Raw genomic sequence first — 21,714 nt, forward strand, 5'->3', positions numbered from 1 at the left:
GTATGTAATATACAATTAGCGAAGACAAAACAAAATTTTCATATTATTTCGATTTATTTTTCCAGTATAATATATTCACAACCCTTTCTATTGTAAAAGTAGATTACGTTTTTCGCAATGAAAAATATAAAAAATGTTGTATTTTTATTTATCCCGATATTTTCGGCCAATAAGACCTCCGCCTTAAAATTCAGTAAGCGCAAAGCACTTAGATAAGAAATTAACTACTGTAAAATTCCGAATTGATATGAACGTATTAAAGCTTCACTTTATTTACAAAGAACAATCCCATACTAACTTTTTTAATATTTGCTGCAACAAAACTTTTTACAACTATCTTCACTTTTTAATTAACACCATTATTTTCTACACAAAAAATAGGGCACACATCATTAAAATGATGCATGCCCTATCTTTATTTATACATATTTTGTATTTCTTCTTTATTTTTAAGTATTTCCTCAAACTTATCACTACAACCCTTCGGAAATAACACTCCCAGTCCATATGAATGCGCAAATTGAAAATGCGGGTACTTCGCTTTTACCTCATCCCAAAACTGATATACGCCGAAATCACCACTTCTAACTTCAATATCATGAAATAATACAATACCGTTTTTCGCGACTTTCGGTAGCCATGTGTTATAATCGTGAGAAACAGCTTCATACGTATGATAGCCATCAATATGCAAAAGATTTATCGTTTCATCTTGAAACCGGTCTACAGCATCATCAAAAGTAGATCGAATTAAATTTCCTATATTAAGGTAGTTATCGCTCACTACTTTTTCTACTATTTGAAAAACCCCTTCTCCATATGGACCTGTATGCCCATCTCCAGCCCAAGTATCTACTGCAAAGCATTTAGTCGATAACCCTCCATCTTTTACTCCCTGACAAAAACTGAAGAAAGAAGCACCTAGATGTGTACCTAACTCAACTAAAGTTTCTGGTTTTTCAAATCTTACTAAGTCATATGCAAAATCTAAATGTCCACTCCACGCAGATTGTGACCGAATAATAGGACTAAATGTTTCAAATTCAAATGATGGTTTATGAGTAACCCAGTTCATCGCATAACTCCTTCTGCACATATTTTTAACAAACCAAATTACTCTTATCTTTATTTTTTTATCGCCTTGATTATGATTCTATTTCATGAAAATATGAAGAATTTATTCTTTTCTATTGAGGTAAAGCGTCATATACATATGGTTCAGTTGGCTTATTAATTTTCTCGATTTTGTTTACTTTTACAAGTGGAAAGACTGTTCCTTTATATGTCGTTTCATCTAATAATCCTGTTATTTTCACCCATGTTTCTTCTGATATTTTTTCAACATTTTGCCCGGTAACAATCATCCCCCAGACTGATGCATCCGCAATACAACAAGTTATGCCATATCGAGCCACTACTGCTTTATTACCCGTCACATCCTTATCATTATATATAAACCCTGAGAATATAATTTCTTTCCCTTTAAACCCTTTTACATCTTGACCAATTATACTCATTGTTTGAACATAATCCTTATCCTCTACTTGTAGTTTATGCTGTCCTAACATACTTTTTACTACTTGCTCTTCCGTTTCATAAGTCGTTGATAAATTTGATGTTTCATCTGGATCATCGAATACCTCTCGCCCATCAAAATCATCCTGTTTCCCCTCTTTTTCGTTCCCTTCCATACTTCTCGCCTGTACACTTTGATTCATACCCCTTTTTCCTGCTAAACTTCCATCAATTGTTACATTTCCAAATAGAAAAGCACTAATAATCGGAACAACAAATAAAACATATACAAAGAAACTTTTCATCCCTGATTTTAATGCTGTATGATGCTTACAACAATTACAATCATCCTCTTTTTCTCTCCCATCTCTCCAAACTTGTAAAGAACCAAGAAGTAAAATCACTACAAAAGCTATATACGTAAATTTAATCATTTTTGGAGCGATAAAATTATAAATATTCCCTGTTACAAGTAGTTTAAATAAGAGCATTGCTAAACCAATTAAAATAATACCACGAATATAGCGATGATATGCCTTCTGCTCCTCTTTCTCCATTCTTTCTCACCTCCTATAACATTATAATTTGCAGGATGGTATACACAGATACAATGACAATTCCCATTAAAAAGAATACAAATTTCTTTTGAAAATATGCAAATAGCATTAACGTATTTTTCATATCAAGCATCGGCCCAAACACAAGAAATGCGAGAAGTGCCTTTACTGAGAAAACATGTCCAAAAGATGCCGCTATAAAAGCATCGGCTGCAGAGCAAATTGATAAAACATAACCAAATCCCATCATAATAAAGGGGGCAATTACTTCGTTATGTGCTACTGCATCCAGTACATTCCGATCAAAAAACGTTTGAAATACACTTGCTAAAAAAGCACCAATCAATAAATACTTACCAGTATCAAAAAACTCATCTACAGTGTGATTCATAACATCTTTCCAACTCTTTTTTTTGCTTGTTTGAACTGAAACCTCTACGTCTTTTAAAACATTTCTTTCGCGATAGCAATAATACACAATTAGACCTATGAATAGAGCAACTAAAATTGTTATCCCAAAGCGTGCATATACAACATAATCATTTTTTTGAAACGCATATACAGTAGATAAAAAAACGACTGGATTCATAATGGGTGCACTCAGTAAAATAACAATGCCTACATGAAGTGGTAACCCCTTTTGAATGAGCCTTCTTACAATTGGTATAATGACACATTCACACATTGGAAAAAGAACTCCCACAAATACTGCTGGAATCATTGCAACAATCGGAGATTTCGGCATTACTTTTTGAATCATATCTTCCGTCACAAACACTTGAATAAATGAAGAAACAATTACCCCTAATAAAATAAAGGGTATTGCTTCAAAAATGATACTTAAAAATACTGTATTCACATTCAACCATTCCTGTGGTATATTTTTGTGCAAATTTGCTAGACTTGTAAAATCTACAAAAAATAATAAAAAGAGAAACATAGCGATAAGAGCTATGCCTACTAATTCTTTTGAAACTCTATTAAAGACCAAGCTTCTCGCCTCCATTTTATTTATATGTAAACATGTGCTTGTCCAAATGCTTCATACTACAGCACAAATTTTATAGTCTATTTCTATTCTCAAATCGTAATCATTATGATTTATTATTGATTTTTCTTTTTCCATCGTTTAATATAAAACGTAATCATTACGATTTAAGGGGAGATCATTTCATGAAAAAAGTACCTATCACTGTATTAAGTGGGTTTTTAGGATCTGGAAAAACTACCTTACTACATCACATTTTGACTAATAAGAACAACTTAAAAGTAGCTGTTATCGTTAATGATATGAGCGAAGTAAACATTGATGCATCTCTTATAAAAAAGGGTGGTTTTTCACGTACGGAAGAGAAATTAGTAGAAATTCAAAATGGTTGCATCTGCTGTACACTACGAGAAGATTTAATGATAGAAGTGGATCGTCTTGTTGAAAATGGTGATATTGACTATATTATTATTGAATCTTCTGGTATAAGTGAGCCTATTCCAGTTGCTCAAACGTTTACTTATACAGACGAAGTTCTTAACATTGATTTAACGAGAAATTGTCGCCTCGATACGATGGTTACAGTTGTAGATGCAAATAGGTTTTGGGATGATTTTGCAGATGGAGAAAGTTTATTAGACCGAAAACAAGCAATCGATGAGAATGATACCCGGGAAGTTATTGATTTATTAATAGATCAAATTGAGTTTGCAAACGTAATTATTCTTAATAAAATAGATTTGCTAGAAAAAGAAGATGTGATAGAGCTTCATCATTTACTAAAAAAATTAAATCCTAATGCAAAAGTTCTTAAATCTTCGTTTAGCAAAGTACCATTACAAGAAATTTTAAACACAAATCTATTTAATTATGAAGAAGCCAGTCAATCGGCCGGCTGGATACAAGAATTAAATAGTGAACATCATACACCGGAAACGGAAGAATACGGTATCAATTCCTTTGTTTACCGTCGCAAATATCCTTTCCATCCCGAGCGCCTTATGAATTGGCTAGAAAAATGGCCTTTAGATGTTGTAAGAGCGAAAGGATTCTTCTGGCTCGCATCTCGTAATAATATGATAGGGCTTCTATCTCAAGCAGGTTCCTCTATTACAATTCAAGGAGCCGGTGAATGGATAGCCGCATTACCTGAAACTGAAAGAAATCAAATGATTGCAGAAGAACCAGAAGTATTAAAAAACTGGGACGAGCGATATGGAGATCGAATAACTGAGCTCGTATTTATCGGTATTGATATGAATCGTTCTGTGATTGAACAATCATTAGATGATTGTCTATTAACAGAAAAGGAAATGGAACAAAAGTGGAATACATTTATTGATCCTATTCCGGCTTTTACTTATACTTCATAATAATTAATAAAAGGCTTCAGTAGAATGAAGCCTTTTTATTTTATAGCACTCTTATTTAATAGGTTTGCTTTAATTATAAATACAACTGTACCTAAAACAATTAATATAGTATATATGTTACCAACTACATCACCTATTTTTTCTAAGCCAAGCGGTAATATTATAGTAGCAACTCCGACTATATAAGAAAATGCTCCTGAAAGCTTCACTAATTTATTTTTATCTCCAACAAACGTTTCTTCTTGATATCCTGCTAACAAAAACAACCTCTAAAGAACAGCACCCTATTATTCAAGCGCTACAAAAACAAGATGAAAAACAAATGGAACAAATGATGTCTCAAAACTGGCTCCGTCCCATGAAAGAAATATAAAAAATGATTTCTATGAAATAATAAAGCTGGCTACACAAAAGTGTAACCAGCTCCTTATTTACTAATCTATGTGCTATGCCTGAATATTTGCGTAATCCTCAATATCTTCATACTCTTTTTCTAATTCCTCTAAAGACAGCTCGTATAATTGTCGGTCACGAATTTTAAACACACCTGCTCCAATTAACTCATCAATTAAATGCCTCTTACGATTTTCAACAGCAAAACGGAGTTGACTACTCATCTTTAAAAAAACTCCTTTCCACGATCATTGAAAATGATAATCTTTATCAATTACCACTTTTGATTATAAAAGATGACTCTTTATAAGTAAAGTAATTTCATGAAATATTTACCTGACAAAGTATTTGTGGCCACATTATATATATGTATGCCGTGCGAAAAATGTTATGACACATTTTCTTATCCTTTTTCTTTCATACTTTGCAGGTTGTCTCACTATGATTAAATTCACCATCTATTTCTACTTGAATGGTGACATGTTCTACATGAAACTTCTCCTTTAATACATCCGTAGCCTCTTTTAATACATTTTGCGTTTCATCACCTTTAATAATCAAATGGCAAGTTAATACTTGAAAATCAGATGTGACAGACCATATGTGCAAATCATGAACTTCTTTTACAACCGTAATATTTAATAATGTACTTTTTACCTCTTCAACATTTATGTGCTGGGGTGCACCTTCCATTAATATATGGACGGTATCACGTGTTACACGCCATCCACTAATAATGACTAAAATAGACACAAGAATACTAGCAATCGCATCAGCAACCGTCCATCCGAAAAATTTAATACATAGCGCTGCAATAATCGCTCCGACTGATCCTAATAGATCGCCTAATACGTGGAGGAAAGCACTTCTTAAATTCAAGTTCCCCTTCACATCTCCGCCTCTCATTAATATCCAAGCTGATAAAATATTAATAAGCAGACCAAGTACAGCAATAATGAGCATCCCATTACTAGCAATCTCAACTGGTTCTTTAAAACGGCGGATTGCTTCAATAAAAATGTATACCGAAATGACAATAAGAACGACACCGTTACATAATGCTGCTAACATTTCGACTCGCTTATATCCATATGTTTTCGCAGTTGTTGCTGTTTTTTCTCCGAGCTTAAACGCAAGTAAACTTAAGGCTAAAGATACCGCATCACTTAACATATGCCCCGCGTCAGATAATAGTGCTAAGCTATTTGTTACAAATCCACCAACAACTTCTGCAATCATAAAACTTGTTGTTAGTAGGAAGGCAATTAGTAACGCCTTTTTATTTTTTGAATGACCATGATCATGCGAATGTCCCATACGAATACTCCTTTAAGTACAATATCTGTATGTTAGTATGAAACAAACTCCCCATCTTTATCCCGAATTGACTGATTGTAAACGCCCGCTTCCTCTGTATACACACTTCGCTTCTTTTTAAACAATCCCTTTTTCTCAAATAAAACAAGACTACTTCTTTTTTATTTTCATATTGTTTACTAATGAAAGAATTTTTAAGGAGGTTACTAAAATGAAACGTTTATTTCTCTGTATGGAACGTGAACTTGTTGTAGTGAAAGAACAATATGATGACTATGAAACGACTTACCACTTACAAAATATGCAACCTACCTGTATCGCTGTTGATCCATTTCAAAAAAATCGTGTATATTGCGGAACATTTGGACGAGGTCTATGGTTAAGTGACGATAGCGGGGATTCATGGAGACCAATTGGAGATTCTTATCGTTACTTTGATTTTCCTAAAGAAGATGGTATTTTGCACTCCTCTATCACTTCCATAACAATAAGCTCAAATGAACAAGTTAACGGATATGGTGTCGTTTATGTTGGCACAGAACCGAGCGCTTTATTCCGCTCTGAAAATGGTGGTGAAACGTGGACTGAACTTAAAAATATGAAATCATTATTATCTTCTTATACGTGGGCATTTCCGCCTAGACCTTTTACCCATCACGTACGCTGGATTACAGTTGATCCAAACAACCCTAATACAATACACGTTTCAATCGAAGCTGGTGCTGTTATTCAAAGTAATGATAAAGGGCATACATGGATCGATAAAAAATTCGGTGCCCCTATCGATGCTCATCAATTACTTATGCACCCTGAAGCACCAAATCGCCTTTATGCATCATGTGGTGACGGATTTATGGGCGGACCTGATCGTGCATATCTTGAAAGTTATAACAATGGAAACAGCTGGATCTCATGCAGTGAAGGACTTGAACATCATTATTTATACAGCATGGCTATCGATCCCGCTGATTGCAATACGATTCTCGTTTCAGCTGCACCGAGTGCTGATCTCGCTCATCACCATATTCCTTATGAATCTTATATTTATCGAAAAACGAAAGATACTCCTTTCCAGCAAGTACAACAAGGACTACCATCCGCAATCGGTACAGTCATTTCGATGTTTGCGACAAACAAGGCAGAGCCACATACGTTTTACACGTTAAATAACAACGGCGTGTTTCAATCCAATGATAGCGGCGAATCGTGGGAACAACTAAACATTCCGTGGAAAGATGAGTATAAAACGCAGCATCCACATGCGTTACTCGTAACTAGTTTTTAGCGAAAAGAGAGACTGCCTAATGTTTTTAGGCAGTCTCTCTTCTATTTCTTTAAATCAATTACGATATCATCTAGAACAATATCTTTACTCTTCGCTTCTTTTTTCGGCACTTCAATTTTCTTCTCTTTTCCATTCACATACTCCACTCCACCATGATTTTCAGGTGTATGCACTCGCAAATTCACATGAGGCGTAACGATAAGCTTTGTAGCATTTTTATTCAATTTTTGGAATGTAGTACTCCAACTACTTTTATGTGGTTCTGCTACTGTACCCGTTCCGCCATTTCCTTCACCAGCGTATTGATTTCCTAAATCATCTTTTATTTCTAGCTCAACATCTGCACTATCCCATATGCGCCTTAATGCCTTAGATTCTTCCTGATTATAAAAAACGATAAATGACATAGGTGTTACTTCCATTTTGTCTATATTTACTTTTATACCTTCTTTTTCGGAAATCCCATTAACTTTTATATCCTTACTATCCATCGCCTTTAAAGTAAGAGCAAAATTCCAATTCCCTTTTATTGATTTTTTTTCTTCGTACATATTAATTGATTCCATATTCCATCTAACATTTGCAACGTCCATTCTTTTACTACCAAGATCACTTGTTGTAGTCATACCTACATATTTTTTATCTCCTACTTTCGTAGTTTTAGAACTTCCAGCCGCACCATTAGACATGCTTACTTGCGGGGAACCAAATATGCTCGGATGCTCTCCTAAATCTTTTTCACTTTCGATAGAATACGTTATCGTTACAGTTCTCCCATCAAACACAGCATCATTAATTGTAACCTTAACCCCATTACTCTCTCTCGTCATATTCAATTCAGTCGAAAACTCTTTATAATTTTCATGTAGCCCTGTTCTACCATTATCTAAAAATCGGAATATATCTCCTACTATAGGAAGACCTCCAGCATAGGTTGGAAAACCAATACCAAGTGTTGCAACTGATAGTCCTACTAAAATAGATGCAGCAGCGACACCTTTTTTCCAACTTTTCATCTTTTTCTTCGTACGTATCGATTGTTTTACATTACGCTTCACTTTTTCTTTTTCAATTTCAGAAGCCTCAATTTCCTCTAGTTCTTTTTCATCTATATCAATATCATTTAATAGTTCATAAATGTCTTTCATATTGCACTACCTCCAAAACTAATTTTCGTAGCATTTTGTTGTAGTTTCTTTTTCCCCCGGTACACTCGATTATCAATTGCTGCCCGAGTTAATCCTAACTTGTCACCTATTTCCTCTGTCTTCATACCAAGTAAATATTTCATAATGAATACCTTTTGATCTAACGGTTCTAATTGATTAATGAGCTTCAATAATTCTTCCCTATCTTCCATAACGATTAATTCGTCTTCTGCTGATTTTTCTGTACTGATATGAAACTCATCTGAAATAATTTCTACTTTTTTAGTCGCTTTTCGGTAATAATCAATTGCTTTAAACTTTGCAATCGCTGCAATCCACTTTTTAAAATCACTCGGCTCTCCATGGAATTTATTTGCGTTATTCCAAATGGAAAGAAATATATCGTTTATACATTCCTCTATGAGTCCATCATTTTGAATTGGAAGTAGAACTTTATGCGTGATCCCCTTTATGAGTGGTAAGTATGTATCGACAACAAATTCTAACGCGCCTTCTTTTTGCCGCTGTAATCTTTTTATAAAATTTTTCTCATTTGATTTCATGTAGCGATTCCCCTTATTGTTTTGTAAAAGCTTTTACACCCTATATAACGTCTGAAGAAATTTTTTCTCTCATCTTTTTTATTTTTTGTATGTAATGGAATACTTCCCCTTAGCCATTGTCTCACATGACTATGCGTTCAAAGAAAATTTTCTCAAGTCTACAATTTAATTCATGTAGTACACTATTTATATAGTCATTCTTTAATTTGGTGTACATTTTATTTCATTAATATATTTTTAAAATTAGGAGATGAGATGTGTATGTGTGGAATTACAGGTTGGGTAAATTGGAATAAGGATCTCTCCAATGAACATGTTATTTTAGAAAAGATGGCAAATAGTATCCAGCATCGTGGTCCTGATGCTGAAGGATTTTGGTTTTCACCTCGCGCGGCCTTTGCACACCGACGTTTAATTGTTATTGATCCAGAAGGCGGGACGCAGCCGAAGACATTTCGTGCTGGTGATTATACGTATGCTCTTACTTATAATGGAGAAATTTATAATTTCCGTGAACTGAGAGAGCAACTTCAAAAATGTGGTCATACATTTGAAACCCATTCAGATACAGAAGTATTACTACATGCTTATTTAGAATGGAAAGAAGACTGCGTACGACATTTAAACGGAATTTTCGCTTTTGCATTATGGGATGAACAGAAGCAACAATTGTTTTTAGCACGAGATCATTTAGGTGTAAAACCGCTCTTTTTTACAGAAAGAAATGGCAGTATTATTTTCGGCTCTGAAATTAAAGCATTATTAGCGCATCCATCTGTCCCTGCTGAAATTGATGCGGATGGAATAAATGAAATATTTGGATTAGGCTTATTTCGCACTCCAGGATGTGGTGTGTTTAAGCATATTCAAGAAGTACGTGCTGGACATTCTATAACATTTACACGTCATAAAAAAGTAGTTACGAAGTATTGGAATTTAGAAAGTAAGATCCATACAGACTCTATAGAAGATACATCTTCGCATATTTTATCTATTTTACAAGATACAGTAAAAAGACAATTAATTGCCGATGTTCCTCTCGTTTGTATGTTATCAGGCGGATTAGACTCTAGCGGTATTACTGCACTTGCAGGTAAAGAATTTGCAGAGGAGCACGAAACACTTCACACGTATTCAATCGACTTTTTAAATAGCGCCAAAGATTTCGAGCTGACATTTGCTCGCACTGGCTTAGACGCTCCTTGGGTAAAACGTGTTTCCGAACATGTAGGGACATCGCATCATGACATTATTGTGAATGCTGAAGAATTAGCAAATCACTTATTCGTTCCCCTCCATGCGAAAGATTTGCCAAGTGCAGGCGAAATGGAAACTTCACTATATTTACTATTTTGCGAAATGAAAAAAGATGCAACCGTAGCTTTATCTGGTGAATCGGCTGATGAAGTATTCGGGGGATATCCTTGGTTTCATCAAGAAGAACTACTGTATGTAGATAAGTTTCCATGGTTAACAAACTGGAAAAACACATCTTCTCTATTATTAAACGAAGTAACAAAGCAATGTAATCCTGAACACTATATCAATAAAAGATTCCATGAAGCTGTTCATGAAGTACCTACTCTTGAAGGGGAAAGTAAAAAATCCGCGAAACAACGCCAAATGTTTTATTTATTTTTAACGAGATTCCTTCCTTTCTTACTTGACCGTAAAGATCGTATGAGTATGGCTGTTGGTTTTGAAGTTCGTGTACCGTTTTGCGATTATAGATTAGTTGAATATTTATGGAATGTTCCTTTCAACATAAAAAGTATTGATAATATTGAAAAAGGCATTTTACGTAGAGCACTACAACCAGCTTTACCTGACGATGTACGCAATAGAAGAAAAAGTGCTTATCCAACTTCACAAGATCCACACTACTTACAAACAATCCGTAATTTAACACTTGATATGTGTAGCAATAAAAACAATCCTATTTTCTCACTTATTAACCATTCCATCTTACTTTCAATTGCTAATCAAAGTAATAAAGAGATTAACAATTTTGAGGCAAGAAGTGCCATGGAGTATATGCTACAAGTAAATGAATGGTTGAAAACATATCATATTCATATTGCTTAACAAAAAAGAGTTCAAGGATAAAAACCTTGAACTCCTTTTATATTAATTAGCACATTGTTTATTATCAGTATCAATAGACCATCCAATAATCGTGGCACAATCTCTACCTTTCCACTGCAATACATTTGTTAATACGGGCTCAATCTGCAAGCAACTTCCGTCGTGTAATATTTCTACTAAAGATTGATCATCATCAAACCTTCGTTTGTCACACTCTAAAATACCATCTGTTGCCATTACAATGTGATTCATTCCTTTTTCTAATCCTCTTACACCTGACGTAAAGCAAGGTGTATTTGCTGCAAAAATATTTTTCCTACCAATATATTCGTAATTTTTCCGTTTATTTAATCGTCCTTTTCCATTTTTCGTTTTCTCAGAATGGAATAAATACGCGAAACAATCACCAACTGATAACCAATATAAAAATTCGCCTTTTCGTAAACAAATTAAGCAAGCGAGTTCCTCATCATCTTGATCACATTTTTTAATAAATAACTCATCTGTAAATAACGCTAATAAGTACATATGTGTATGATGAAAAGCTAAATGTATTGGATATGAGAATAACTCTTTTAGTTTTTCTTTTCTTGCCAAAATCGCTTCTATTATATAATCTATATTTTTTGTTTTGTGATGTGTATCAAAAATCATAACAAATTCAAATTGTAATTCAGGATCCCACCAAGCAAGCACCGCATCTCCTCGTTCATATGCATCACTCTCTTGATTCCCCCCATATACGCCGACTGAAAGAGGACCACATTTTTCAACATGTATTTCATCTACATACATCTGTTCATGACTAATCCATTTGAATGTATTCACAGCTATCATCCTCTCTCTTGCTAAATGTATACCTTTACACATAGATTACCTTATATTTCAATAAAAATAAACTTTTTCAACATTTTTTATCCAAATAAAAGGATTTTATTTCTAAAATAACGAATATATCTTACTATACGATATAAAAAGGGGATTTATTATTATGAACAACATTAATCAACATTGGGAGAGCATTTATTATCACTTACGATACGAATACGAGGACAACCTTTCCCACCAAGCAATTCGTATTTTACAAATCGTTTCTCGTGAGAAAGATATAACAATTGGAAAAGTCGCTACTGAGCTTAGTCTTTCTCATAACACAGCGTCTGAACACATAAAGCGCCTTATTCAAAAGGGCTTCATCGTTAAAGAGAGAAATAAACAAGATGAAAGAGTGGTAAACCTTACATTAACAATTGAAGGGATTGAAGTATTAGAAAAACATACTTTACTGGATAAAGAAAAGATAAAAATATTAGAATCACAGTTATCAAAAGAAGAACAACAATTAATTGAAAAAGCATTTTCGTTATTAGCGAAGGAGGCAAAATATGCATTTCCTCGTTAAAGTAATCGTTTCGGCACTTATTATCGGCGTTATCACTGAAGTTGCTAAACATTTCAGTACGATAGGTGGCTTTATTGCTGCCCTTCCACTCGTTAGTTTACTTAGTCTATTTTGGATTTCATTCGAAGGCGGGAATAAACAAGAATTAAGTCAATTTGCTTTAGGGGTATTATATGGATTCCCCGCATCAGCACTACTATTATTTATCGTCTATATTGGTTTAAAAAATTCATTTACACTTAGTACATCTGTCCTACTCGGTATAGGTGTTTGGTGTATCGTTTTTGCTTGTCGAAAATTATTTCAAGCTTAGGAGGAATTAACATTCATAAACTTGTAGAAATAATGGGGCAAAATATAGAAGTACATATAAAAGGAAGTGGTAAACAAACTGTAGTCATTCAAACCGGAATGAGTTGCTCATTTTATGATTGGTTTCCTATTATAGAAAAGCTTTCAGAGTACTTTACAGTCGTTTCATACCATCGCCCAGGTTACGGAAAAAGTGATGTAGGCCATCAGCCGCGTACAATAAGGCAAGTTACAAAAGAGCTACATATGTTACTAAACAAACTAGCTATTCAAGAGCCATTTATTCTAATCGGTCATTCCTACGGAGGATTATGTGCACAACATTTTGCGATGTTACATGAAGATAAGCTGCAAGCACTTATTTTAGTTGATTCTACTTCGATGAACTTACACCGTTTAGATGAACTTCATTTACCAATTTCTGATCAAACTGATTCTGATGATGTTTGGTTTCAAAAATATAATATGTATTCCAAAATGGATGTAGACACACTTTATAATGAACTAAAATCTATGCTCGCCAATCAATCAAAACAGCAAATTGAATTCTCTACCTCCGCCTCATTATATAAAGCGACAGCTTCTGAACTATCTGAGTGGAAAAACTGTGCTCTCTCACTAAAAGAGCTATGTAAAACATTAGAAATACCATTAATCGTTATCGGTAGAGATCCTCAATATTCTATTACTCAATTGACTAATGGTGGCATGCCAAAAGAGGAAGCAACACAACTTGAAGCAATGTGGCAAGAACTAATTCATGAACAATTACACCTCTCAACTAACAGCCACTATATTCTTGCCCAACATGCTAGTCACGGTATAGAAAATGATCGACCAGATATTATTATTGAAGCAATTCATTTCTTACAAATCAAAAAAGGAAGCAACTAAAGCTGCTTCCTTACTTATCTTCTATTCATAATCTTCTTCATCATCGATTTCTTCGTAATATGAACTACCATTACTTACATATATAGGGCCATTCGCAACATCAATACGTAGTACCCACGCCCATGGCACAGCTAAACGTTTATGTATCGCTCGCCAAAAGCTCATTGATTTTCTTTCGTACTCCTGGAACTCCTGAAGTAACTCTTTGTAGGAGGAACCGTCTAACTGAATATTTGCTTCTAACAAACGAGAATGAGCATAGTACTGTAACTCTAGTTCAGCAGCAATTTCCATTTCTTCTTCCGTTGCCATACCAATAATTGTTCCATCTTCTGGTGCAATTTCATATACGTTTTGAACTTCAATAAGCCCTTCTTTCTCTTTCTCAAACATGTAAACAGCCTCCTTTAACATATATTTTTTATGTTACAAAGTCATACTTCTACAATAACTTCTCTGTTTCCTCTTTTTTTGATAAACTTTTACAAAATATTTAACCGATGACCTGTTTTCTCTATTCTTTCAGCAGAAATGAAGCGATTTTTATCAAAATTTAATTTATACACATCAGGCATATGAAGTGTTTTCCAAAACTCAAAATCATATTTCGAATTAAAATAATTCATTAGTAATACCATAATATTCCCATGCGTACCTATTACAATGTTCTTACCTTCATATTGTTTTAATATATTTTGCATACATATTACAGCGCGCCTTTGTGCGACATCACTCGATTCTCCGCCTTCGTATGCAAAACTCCAATCTTTCCACACATTCTGCATAGCAACATTAAAATCTGCTACTGGCTCTGTACCCAATAATCTTTCACGCAAATCTTCTTCTGTTTGTATTAATAATTTATATGTATTCGCAATTCCTTGTACAGTTTGGATCGCTCTTTTGTACGGACTAGAAATAACAACATCAATATGTTTATCTTTTAATAAATGCGTTACATTCTCTGCATCACAGTGCCCTTTTTCAGATAAAGGTCGTTCCCTTTCTTCTTTTGTATATGTAGAGTGGGCATGGCGAACGAAATAGATTGTCGTCATTTATTCATCTCCCTTTTCCGTTTTTATCCAAATTCAATACATTACCATCAAATCCCTTTACCTTTATTATAAGTACTGTCAAATTTAAATGTTGATTTTCATATTAATAAAAGGGAAACACCTCATATGGTATTTCCCTCAATTAAAATAGACTACATCCAATTAAATACTTTATCAATTTTATTTCTATCGTATTCTAATATCCAATCATTATATGTATTATAAATATCCCTAATTGTATCAGGAGAGATAGCTAATACATCACAACCTCTATCATCATAAACGTGAAATATAGTATTCTTGTTAACATTTATAAAATACACCCTATGAAAAATACTCGGTTTTATTCCCATATCTTGATTACAAATTGCTTTTAGCATAGGAATGTATGTAAAGTCAGAGATTTCACATTTCAAAGTATATCTATGTGTTTTATATGCTCCATCTTCATCTGGAAAAACATAAGGGATTGTATTTTTCTGTAACTTAAACAAATCGGACTTCTCTTTGACATACTTAGAAAAGATATTCAATTTCTGTTTGAAAGTTTCACCGTTTGCATTGTCATTTACATCCACTACAATATAAATATCATCTTTTGTTGAATGTAAAGACTGAAATAAAGTAATCGTCCTTTTATAAACGCCTTCTAAATATAGACAATTTTCATAAATGTTATTACAATCATAGTCCACACCTAATCTAAAACGAATACCAATATCCCAATTATAAAATAGAGGTGGTCTAAGTTCTAAATTCGGAAACGTTTCAAGCATATACTCATTCAACCTCATCTCAATACCTACCTTTAATACCATGTTGTTTACATAATAAAATTATTTCATTATAATTTATTTCTAAACTCTTCATCTGTTATAGCATCTTGAATAAAATAATTTATATTATTTCTCAGCTTTTGATATACAACTTGATCTTCTATATCGTTAAACATAATTACAACTTCTACTTTATTCCCTTTCTTATCTGTAGTATACAAGCTTTTTGTCAATACGAATGCGGTAGAACCACCTTTTTGCCCCGCAAATTCTAACTTACTATTATTAACTGTTCCTTTGAAAATATTCTCGATTTCTTCCTGCATTGATTTTGGAAAATACTTTCTACTATTTATTTTTCCCATTATACTCATATAATCTTTAGCGTTTGCACCCACTAATCGATCTGACCAAATTCGCTGAAATTCCATATCTACTTTTAATGGAATATCCCGCTTTTTCCATTCTTCCTCATCTTTCATCCATTCCTGTATTTGTAACACATGTTTATTATATTCATCTTTTGACATGTTACGTAACGTTTTTAATGACTGATTTTCTGGCACATGAAGTTCTTTTTCTACGTATCCTCTCATATATAGTGCAGCCGTATAAGAAGTGAACTTATCATGACTAGTAAGCTCTAACTCTTTTATACTTTCATTTACTCTTTCTATTCCAAGCTTTTCTAACAAATATGTTGTATTTGCATTAGAACTATAATGAATCATTCCTTTAGCGACTTCTTCTAAAGCGATTTGTCCATTTTTCACTAATTCTCTCGCTTTGGCATCTTCTAACCAGTTAGGATGTGCTCCACCATCAGTATCTTTAACGTAATATTTTTCTAGCTCGTGCAATGAAATTTGTTCATCACGACTTATTTTTCCTTCTGAAACTTGCTTAGCAAATTCAACTGCTATTAAGATTTTTGCCATACTTGCTAATGGCAATTTTTTATTTTCATTTATAGAAGTTAATACTTCTCCATTTCTTTTAATAAGTAATGAACATGTTTCATCTTCTTTATGTTCTTTTATGTACTTTAATACGTAATCAGGATCTTCTTTTGACAAATAGTAATTCATAATAACAAAGAAAGCTATAACAGCTACTATAATGACTCCTGCAATTATTCCTATAATCTTTAATATGTTCACAATATACCCCCTCTAAAAAATTTCCTTCTATATCATAATTATACCGAAACGAATTACAAAATTATACAAAAACGAATAAATATTCCTACAAGCAAAGAATCATTTTTTTATTTCACACTGTATTGTATGGAAAATCTCATGAATATGTCTAACTTTCACACAACAAAAAAACATGCCTTCATTAGGAAAGCATGTTTTGTGATATCCTTCACATTGTTTAGTTAAAAAATAAATGTTTACTTACCATGATGTAACATTAAATCACTAAGTTCTTCTTCAATGTGATTTAATTTCGCAACGCTTTCTTTCCATTTATGAATATAACGTGAAACCCCAACAAAAAACAAAACAATAATTGTGGAAAGAATAATACCATATACGATTGCTACAGTACTCATAGTTACACTTCCTTATAATTAGTAATGTGGTTATTAGTTATATTTTTATTATAAACCTTTTTCTTTTAAAATACTTCAATTTCAACTTTTTGTAACAAAATTGATTTTTCTAATATTTCATTCGTAAAAATGGCATATTTTTCACAAATTATACAAAACTTCACCATATGTACTATTACCATATGAGTTATATTATTAAATAGAATAAAGGGGATGATTACTATGACGACTTGGTTTATTGTAATGTTAGTTGTATTTGGGGCATTTAAAATTATCGTTTCTAGCCTTCCTAACACTGTTATTGAATCCATTATTAGCAAGTACGAAACACATCCAAAACTTGAAGAAGAGAATGTGACTATTACAATTCACGGAAATAACGTAGAAGGCGAACAGAAATCAAAAATTATTCATGATTTTAACGAAGGTTTATTTTTAGATCGCTATTATGCACCACCCCATAATGAAGGCACTCCTTTAATTATCAATGCAAAACGTGGTAAAAAAGATTTCACATTTTATATTTACAGTCATGAAGAGCATGTTGATGTTGTAAAACAATATAAAAAGAAGGTAGTTGCTTATAGTTTACGCTCTAAAAATCTTCAAAATAGTGATATGTTCGTGTCAGCTGATTTAGCTTAATACTCATATATAAAAAGGAATCCATGGCATATGGATTCCTTTTTACTATTTACTGAAAAATAAGCTCTGTCTTCAAACTATCTTTCGGTAACAACCAGCCTTTTTTCTCTAAACTCGCCATTAATAATTCCCTTTGTTTTGTCGCAATACTTTCTTCATTTGTTTTAAATGACACTTCTATTACGAAGTCATCTTCTAATTTTCCGGTATTACTTAATGGCCAAATTTCAATATTTGCTTTTATGTTTTCAAACTCTCCTGTATATCGTTTCATTAATACAGGACCGTAAATACGGGAATTCTTTAACATCTCTTCTCCCCAATTTGTATACAACCATCTGTTCATTTTCCCTGGTAATTTTTCCATTAACATATTTTGAGCAGCTTGTTCATTTGGTAAATCAAGTATTCCATATCCTTTAGCACTGTAACTTTTCTTATTTGAAATGCTTAATGTTTTCTTCTCAAATCCCCAATCTATTTCCGCCTCATAACTATCCGTATTACTATCGAATCCTTCTTTTTTAGCTACTTCTAGTGCATCTTGAATTACACCATTTTGAATAGGATATCTTTTTTTATATGTTAGTTCAAAATCTTTACTAAATTCTTTCTTTCGAATTCTAGCAAACCAACCTTCATCACTTAAACTTTTATTTGCAGTATCTAAAAATTGTACTTGTATTCTTTCATATTTTGTACCAGCCTGGAAATGTTCTAGCACCTCTTGCTTCATCTCTTTGTTATAACCTAATACTTGTTCTGGCTTCAATAATAACTTTACTTCAAAACTAGGTTTCATTGGACTAGCAGCAAATCCTTCCTTAACGTTATAAAGAAAACAACAAAAGAAAATACTTACGAATACAAATACTTTTTTCATATACCTATCCCCTTTACATTTTAAATGACTTCTATACGTTCCATTGCAAGTGAATATACATTTTCATATCCTGCTGTACTTAGCTTTTGTTGTAATCGATCCGTATCCTCTTTCAAAGCATGCACTAGCACCGTATGTTCTGGTAATAATGTATTTAACATCTCTTTAACGTCTTTTATACTTTGGTGAACTTTATACGGAACTCGCTTCACCCTACATGTACTCCTTACATGTTCTTTCATAACTCTTTCTGCAAAACTCCCTTTCGCAATATGCCCAGTAAAAATAACGGAATTACGTTTTTCATTCCGAAGCTGTTCATAGCATAACTGTGCTCGTTTCGTTTGCATATTCGCATCACTCATTACAACTATTCCATAACTATTTTGCATACTAATGTCATTATCCATAACGATTATGTTTCTTTTTAAACTCTCCATAATCCATTTAAGTTCTTCATTATTTTTTATCCAATCTTTATATATGAACATCTCTTCAAATCCAGCCAAAATTTCTTTATCTACTATAAGCGGAAATTCTTTATATCGTTCATATAAATACAATACTATATCTTGCGCCCTACCAAGTTGTGGCAGCGGTAGCAATGCTATTCCTTTATTCTGCATAACTCGCTCAATTTCTGCACATAGATCATCTAATCTTTCATTTTGCGAAACATCATCTGTGTGGTAAGCGGCATCTACAATTGCAACTTTTATATTGTGGCCCAATTTCTCAGGTAAATTAGCTCGTAGTATATTAGACTCTGCTGAATAATCGCCGGAATAGAACACGTATGTATTACACAAATCAACTAAAAACCAAACAGCTCCCAATACATGCCCACTATATCCCCATTGAAACCGCAATGTAGGAGTAATTTGTATCCATTCATTTGGATTACTAATCTCATCAATACATACATAATTTAAATCTTTTATGTGTTGGTCGCTATAAGGTAAATTCCACCCTTGCATCACATTATAGTTTCTCCATTTTTCATAATATAACGGCAGTTGCTCCTTCGTATAACGAGTCGTCCAAATTTTTTTCTTATATCCATACTTCGCTAATAAAGGTAAACCCATCGTATGATCTTCATGAATATGTGATAAAAATACCGCATCTAAAAATGGAACAGCTTCTCTCTCTATTTCTGGATAACTCTTCTCATATGATCGATTAATACCACAATCAAATAATATTTTCGTCTCTTTATTTTTTACAAAATAGCAGGAGCGACCGTATTCTCCTGCCCCACCCCATACTTCTATCCTCATCATGCTACCCCTTTTCGCTTTTGCTCCATATGTTGTAGCAGTAATAAGCACATTGTTGTAAGTCCAACAGAAACAACGGCCATCGCCATGCCTATAGATACTTCACCCTGTTCAAATTGAGCAAAAATAAACGTTGCTGACGTTTCTACTGATGGAGGTAATACGAGAAGCGATGCTACTAACTCTCTTATCGAAATTGTAAATGTCATCGCCCATCCAGCAAGAATGCCTGGGATAATAAGAGGCAATATTATTTTTCTAAAAATATAAATATAATTTCCCGAAAAAACACTTCCTGCCTGCATGAGAGAATCATCAATTTGTCCGAGTGATGATTTTACATATTGCACCGTGTAAGGTAAAAACAGCACAACATACGTTACGATAACCATGACTGGTGTATTGTAAATTGACAGGGCCATATATGGTGAATTCCAAAATAGAATAAGACCTACAACCATAACGATTCCTGGTACCATATTGGGTAACATACCGCACATATCGAGCCATTTTTCAGAGTTTTTTTTCCCCTTTCGAATCATAAGTGCCAAAAAGACTCCAATCATTACCGCAATAATCGCTGTTACGAGTGAAAAAAGAAAACTATTCCATAAAGCCTCTAATCCCGGAGATCCCATTGTAAACAATGCCTCATAATGGCTTGTTGTAAAGTTATTTACATGTAAACCGCCGCCTCTTAATTTTGACAAAGAAGCAATCAGTATAGAAAAGTATGGAATTCCAATTGATACGATTAATAAACCAATTACATACATCCATGCTACAACGCGCGTAAATATAGACAAAGTATATCTTTTAGATTTCACACCTTTTCCACTAACCATTGCATATGAATACTTTCGATTCAATACATTTTGCATATACCAAATGAGCATACAAGCACTAAGTAATAAAGAAGATAATGCTGTTGCACTACTAAAATCAATTGGCCAACTCGAAATAAATTTATGGATTTCTGATGTTAACACGTGGAATCCTATTCTACGTCCGAATGTAGCCGGTGTTCCAAATTCAGCAATCGTCTTTACGAAAATGAGTAAAGCACCCATTACATAACTTGATACTAATAACGGCAATATTATTTTTCTTAAACGATAGAAAAAACTTCCGCCATGAACTGCTGCAGCTTCTTCTTTACTACTCCCAATCTGAAGTAACGTGTTTTTCAGCATGAAATAAAGGAATGGGAATAAATGCAGACTCATAATTAAGACCATACCTCCTAAACTAAAAAACGATGATGAAACTATCTTTAACATCGGAAAAAATTGTTCAAAATAGCCGTTAGGTTGCATGAACAAAATCCAGCCCATCGATCCAATATACGGCGGTGTCATAAATGGAATCATAAAAACAATATCTAACTTACTATACTTTCCTACATCTGTTTTGCTCATAATAAACGCCAATGGAAATGCAAATATTGTAGCTCCTATTACAACGAGTACACCTAGAAGCATCGAATTTAGAAAAATCCCAGCTAATCCACCACTCTGCATCACTTCAAAAGGCTTTAAAAAGTTCCAACTGCTATTTTCATATACACTAGAAAATAAAATAAGAAAAAGTGGAATGACGATTAACATCGCCACAAGTAATAACGCTATCGTCATTCCAACTTGTCTTACTGATACGAATCGATTTACCATGGAATCACCATC

At 33.4% G+C, this 21,714-nt stretch carries 25 protein-coding genes and 1 pseudogene; 8 read left to right on the forward strand and 18 right to left on the reverse strand.

What is annotated here, in order from left to right; translation table 11 throughout:
- Positions 1-415 precede the first annotated feature (415 nt).
- From CN409_RS17180 to CN409_RS17190, 3 genes are all read right to left on the reverse strand, one after another.
- Positions 416-1,075, reverse strand: a complete 660-nt coding sequence (locus CN409_RS17180) for a class I SAM-dependent methyltransferase (protein WP_086402955.1) — start codon at positions 1,073-1,075, stop codon at positions 416-418.
- Positions 1,076-1,187: 112 nt separating this feature from the next.
- The gene (locus CN409_RS17185; protein WP_086402956.1) at positions 1,188-2,072 is read right to left on the reverse strand and encodes a TIGR03943 family putative permease subunit; all 885 of its coding nucleotides are present in this window, start codon (positions 2,070-2,072) and stop codon (positions 1,188-1,190) included.
- A gap of 13 nt (positions 2,073-2,085) precedes the next feature.
- Entirely contained in the window at positions 2,086-3,078 is a 993-nt protein-coding gene (locus CN409_RS17190) for a permease (protein ID WP_003309320.1), read from the reverse strand.
- A gap of 167 nt (positions 3,079-3,245) precedes the next feature.
- Here CN409_RS17190 and CN409_RS17200 point away from each other — a divergent pair, with 167 nt between their 5' ends.
- Positions 3,246-4,433 (forward strand): GTP-binding protein, encoded by a 1,188-nt coding sequence (locus CN409_RS17200; protein WP_000757662.1) that lies wholly within the window; start codon positions 3,246-3,248, stop codon positions 4,431-4,433.
- Positions 4,434-4,468: 35 nt separating this feature from the next.
- Here the strand turns inward: CN409_RS17200 and CN409_RS17205 are convergent, their stop codons facing one another.
- A complete protein-coding gene (locus CN409_RS17205) occupies positions 4,469-4,699 on the reverse strand; it encodes a DUF3784 domain-containing protein (RefSeq protein WP_102981840.1) in 231 nt (76 codons plus the stop codon).
- A gap of 8 nt (positions 4,700-4,707) precedes the next feature.
- Between CN409_RS17205 and CN409_RS17210 the strand changes: the two are divergent.
- A pseudogene (locus CN409_RS17210) lies at positions 4,708-4,806 on the forward strand (GntR family transcriptional regulator); the annotation flags it as partial.
- Between the two features lie 73 nt (positions 4,807-4,879).
- On the opposite strand, the gene fbpA reads toward CN409_RS17210, so the two are convergent.
- Both fbpA and CN409_RS17220 read right to left on the reverse strand, forming a co-directional pair.
- Positions 4,880-5,050: a Fur-regulated basic protein FbpA gene (fbpA, locus tag CN409_RS17215; protein ID WP_000098300.1), complete on the reverse strand. Its 171-nt coding sequence runs from the start codon at positions 5,048-5,050 to the stop codon at positions 4,880-4,882.
- A gap of 193 nt (positions 5,051-5,243) precedes the next feature.
- Complete coding sequence (locus CN409_RS17220) at positions 5,244-6,143, reverse strand: cation diffusion facilitator family transporter (protein WP_000510030.1); 900 nt, start codon at positions 6,141-6,143, stop codon at positions 5,244-5,246.
- Positions 6,144-6,354: 211 nt separating this feature from the next.
- Here CN409_RS17220 and CN409_RS17225 point away from each other — a divergent pair, with 211 nt between their 5' ends.
- On the forward strand, positions 6,355-7,428 hold the full coding sequence (locus CN409_RS17225) for a WD40/YVTN/BNR-like repeat-containing protein (RefSeq protein WP_000825316.1): 1,074 nt from the start codon (positions 6,355-6,357) through the stop codon (positions 7,426-7,428).
- A 41-nt stretch (positions 7,429-7,469) separates the two neighbouring features.
- On the opposite strand, the gene CN409_RS17230 is transcribed toward CN409_RS17225, so the two are convergent.
- Positions 7,470-8,576, reverse strand: coding sequence for a DUF4179 domain-containing protein (locus tag CN409_RS17230; protein WP_000653118.1), 1,107 nt, complete (start codon positions 8,574-8,576; stop codon positions 7,470-7,472).
- Positions 8,573-9,139 (reverse strand): sigma-70 family RNA polymerase sigma factor, encoded by a 567-nt coding sequence (locus CN409_RS17235; RefSeq protein WP_000840029.1) that lies wholly within the window; start codon positions 9,137-9,139, stop codon positions 8,573-8,575. Before CN409_RS17235 ends, CN409_RS17230 begins: the two co-directional genes overlap by 4 nt.
- Positions 9,140-9,400: 261 nt before the next feature.
- Here CN409_RS17235 and asnB point away from each other — a divergent pair, with 261 nt between their 5' ends.
- Complete coding sequence (asnB, locus tag CN409_RS17240) at positions 9,401-11,224, forward strand: asparagine synthase (glutamine-hydrolyzing) (RefSeq protein WP_000334020.1); 1,824 nt, start codon at positions 9,401-9,403, stop codon at positions 11,222-11,224.
- Between the two features lie 42 nt (positions 11,225-11,266).
- Here the strand turns inward: asnB and CN409_RS17245 are convergent, their stop codons facing one another.
- Positions 11,267-12,094 carry a PP2C family serine/threonine-protein phosphatase gene (locus tag CN409_RS17245; RefSeq protein WP_097981814.1) on the reverse strand — a complete coding sequence of 276 codons (828 nt, stop codon included), beginning with the start codon at positions 12,092-12,094 and terminating at the stop codon, positions 11,267-11,269.
- A gap of 121 nt (positions 12,095-12,215) precedes the next feature.
- Between CN409_RS17245 and CN409_RS17250 the strand changes: the two genes are divergently transcribed.
- From CN409_RS17250 to CN409_RS17260, 3 genes are read left to right on the forward strand one after another with little or no spacing between them, the layout of a single operon-like run.
- Positions 12,216-12,626 carry a MarR family winged helix-turn-helix transcriptional regulator gene (locus tag CN409_RS17250; RefSeq protein ID WP_001059787.1) on the forward strand — a complete coding sequence of 137 codons (411 nt, stop codon included), beginning with the start codon at positions 12,216-12,218 and terminating at the stop codon, positions 12,624-12,626.
- Positions 12,610-12,939 (forward strand): DUF3147 family protein, encoded by a 330-nt coding sequence (locus tag CN409_RS17255; RefSeq protein WP_097981815.1) that lies wholly within the window; start codon positions 12,610-12,612, stop codon positions 12,937-12,939. Before CN409_RS17250 ends, CN409_RS17255 begins: the two co-directional genes overlap by 17 nt.
- Complete coding sequence (locus tag CN409_RS17260; RefSeq protein WP_140161759.1) at positions 12,900-13,832, forward strand: alpha/beta fold hydrolase; 933 nt, start codon at positions 12,900-12,902, stop codon at positions 13,830-13,832. Before CN409_RS17255 ends, CN409_RS17260 begins: the two co-directional genes overlap by 40 nt.
- 21 nt (positions 13,833-13,853) lie before the next feature.
- Here the strand turns inward: CN409_RS17260 and CN409_RS17265 are convergent, their stop codons facing one another.
- From CN409_RS17265 to CN409_RS17290, 6 genes are all read right to left on the reverse strand, one after another.
- A complete protein-coding gene (locus CN409_RS17265) occupies positions 13,854-14,225 on the reverse strand; it encodes a hypothetical protein (RefSeq protein ID WP_000461779.1) in 372 nt (123 codons plus the stop codon).
- 89 nt (positions 14,226-14,314) lie between these two features.
- Positions 14,315-14,890 (reverse strand): histidine phosphatase family protein, encoded by a 576-nt coding sequence (locus tag CN409_RS17270; RefSeq protein ID WP_097981817.1) that lies wholly within the window; start codon positions 14,888-14,890, stop codon positions 14,315-14,317.
- 152 nt (positions 14,891-15,042) lie between these two features.
- Positions 15,043-15,666, reverse strand: coding sequence for a DUF3885 domain-containing protein (locus CN409_RS17275; RefSeq protein ID WP_103577597.1), 624 nt, complete (start codon positions 15,664-15,666; stop codon positions 15,043-15,045).
- A 68-nt stretch (positions 15,667-15,734) separates the two neighbouring features.
- Positions 15,735-16,826: a serine hydrolase gene (locus tag CN409_RS17280; RefSeq protein ID WP_086389899.1), complete on the reverse strand. Its 1,092-nt coding sequence runs from the start codon at positions 16,824-16,826 to the stop codon at positions 15,735-15,737.
- Between the two features lie 236 nt (positions 16,827-17,062).
- Positions 17,063-17,224 (reverse strand): hypothetical protein, encoded by a 162-nt coding sequence (locus tag CN409_RS17285; RefSeq protein ID WP_000108702.1) that lies wholly within the window; start codon positions 17,222-17,224, stop codon positions 17,063-17,065.
- Positions 17,225-17,289: 65 nt separating this feature from the next.
- Positions 17,290-17,406: a hypothetical protein gene (locus CN409_RS17290; RefSeq protein WP_002011946.1), complete on the reverse strand. Its 117-nt coding sequence runs from the start codon at positions 17,404-17,406 to the stop codon at positions 17,290-17,292.
- Between the two features lie 40 nt (positions 17,407-17,446).
- On the opposite strand from CN409_RS17290, the gene CN409_RS17295 reads away from it, so the two are divergent.
- Complete coding sequence (locus CN409_RS17295) at positions 17,447-17,869, forward strand: YfmQ family protein (protein WP_000214589.1); 423 nt, start codon at positions 17,447-17,449, stop codon at positions 17,867-17,869.
- Between the two features lie 49 nt (positions 17,870-17,918).
- Here CN409_RS17295 and CN409_RS17300 read toward each other — a convergent pair whose 3' ends face one another.
- Genes CN409_RS17300 through CN409_RS17310 form a run of 3 tightly spaced genes read right to left on the reverse strand, consistent with a single transcriptional unit; the run spans position 17,919 to position 21,702 of the window.
- The gene (locus CN409_RS17300) at positions 17,919-18,752 is read right to left on the reverse strand and encodes a hypothetical protein (protein WP_000755319.1); all 834 of its coding nucleotides are present in this window, start codon (positions 18,750-18,752) and stop codon (positions 17,919-17,921) included.
- Positions 18,753-18,772: 20 nt separating this feature from the next.
- Positions 18,773-20,035: an MBL fold metallo-hydrolase gene (locus CN409_RS17305; RefSeq protein WP_033668886.1), complete on the reverse strand. Its 1,263-nt coding sequence runs from the start codon at positions 20,033-20,035 to the stop codon at positions 18,773-18,775.
- On the reverse strand, positions 20,032-21,702 hold the full coding sequence (locus CN409_RS17310) for an ABC transporter permease (protein WP_097981818.1): 1,671 nt from the start codon (positions 21,700-21,702) through the stop codon (positions 20,032-20,034). The genes CN409_RS17305 and CN409_RS17310 overlap by 4 nt, the downstream gene beginning before the upstream one ends.
- Positions 21,703-21,714: the final 12 nt, after the last annotated feature.

Origin of the sequence: Bacillus sp. AFS012607, assembly GCF_002558005.1 — a bacterium.
In the GTDB taxonomy this organism is placed as follows: domain Bacteria; phylum Bacillota; class Bacilli; order Bacillales; family Bacillaceae_G; genus Bacillus_A; species Bacillus_A thuringiensis_S.